At 76.4% G+C, this 1146-nt stretch carries 1 protein-coding gene and 1 pseudogene; both read left to right on the forward strand.

Features of this window, described 5'->3' with window-relative positions:
- Positions 1 to 274: pseudogene (locus tag ABZ914_RS51635) on the forward strand (hypothetical protein); the annotation flags it as partial.
- Complete coding sequence (locus ABZ914_RS51640) at positions 271 to 1113, forward strand: ABC transporter permease (protein ID WP_500201852.1); 843 nt, start codon at positions 271 to 273, stop codon at positions 1111 to 1113. The pseudogene ABZ914_RS51635 and the gene ABZ914_RS51640, both read left to right, overlap by 4 nt.
- The last annotated feature ends 33 nt before the right edge of the window (positions 1114 to 1146 follow it).

Genomic DNA, 1146 nt, shown 5'->3' on the forward strand with positions numbered 1-1146 from the left:
GTCCGGCCTCGCCGGCGCCCACCCCGACCTGGACGGCGCCCGGCTGACCGTCCCGCTCGCCCGCGGCGCCGTCCGGCTCGCCGACGTCGTCCGCGAACTCGACCGCGCCGGCGTCACCGCCGAGGACGTCGGGCTGCGCCGCCCCACCCTCGACGAGGTGTTCCTGCGCCTCACCGGCCGCGACACCGACCCCGCCGCACCCGCCGACGACACCACGGCCCACGACCCGCAGGCCGGGGACCCGGCCGGCCGCCAGAAGGAGACCGTCCGATGACCGCCCCCGCCCTCGGCGCCCGGCCGTCCCCGGCGGCGCGGCTGCGCTGGACCGCCGCCGACGGCCTCACCCTCGTCGGGCGCGAGCTGAGCCGGCTGCGCCAGGAACCCGGCGAGCTGATCGCCGCGCTGATCTTCCCCGCCGTCATGGTGGTGCTGTTCGGGTACGTGTTCGGCAGCGCCATCACCGTCCCCGGCGGCGGCAACTACCGCGAGTACCTGATGCCCGGCCTGTTCGTCATGGTGTCCTTCACCTCCGTCATGGCCGTCACCATGCGGGTCGCCACCGACGCCTCCCGCGGCGTCATGGACCGGTTCCGCGCCATGCCGATGGCGCGCTCGGCCGTCCCGTTCGGGCAGGCCGGCGCCGACGCGATCAACGGGGTCCTCGCGCTGGTCATCATGGCCGCCACCGGCCTGGTCGTCGGCTGGCGCGCGCACCGCGGCCTCTGGCCCACCGCCGAGGCGTTCCTGCTGCTGATGCTGCTGCGGCACGCGCTCAGCTGGGCCGGCTGCTTCCTCGGCATGGTGGTGCGCAACGAGCAGACCGCCGACCAGTTCGTCCCGCTGGTGTTCCCGGTCACCATGCTGTCGAACTCCTTCGTCCCGACCGGCGGGATGCCCGGCTGGCTGCAGGCCGTCGCCGACTGGAACCCCGTCAGCGCCGCCACCGCCGCCTGCCGGCAGCTGTTCGGCAACCCCGGCGCGCCCGCCGGCCACACCGGCGACCTCGCCTGGCCCCTCGCACACCCCGTCGCCGCGACCCTGCTGTGGTCGGTGGCGCTGATCGCGGTGTTCGCGCCGCTGTCGGTCCGCACCTTCCACCGGCGCGGACGGTGACCGCCCGCGGGCCGCGCCCCCGGCCTCCGCCGG

Source organism: Spirillospora sp. NPDC046719, from assembly GCF_040645715.1.
Lineage (GTDB): Bacteria > Actinomycetota > Actinomycetes > Streptosporangiales > Streptosporangiaceae > Spirillospora.

What these genes read in the sequence shown, in the direction of transcription:
- ABZ914_RS51640 (WP_500201852.1), top strand. Translation starts at nt 271, where the DNA reads ATGACCGCCCCCGCCCTCGGCGCCCGGCCGTCCCCGGCGGCGCGGCTG.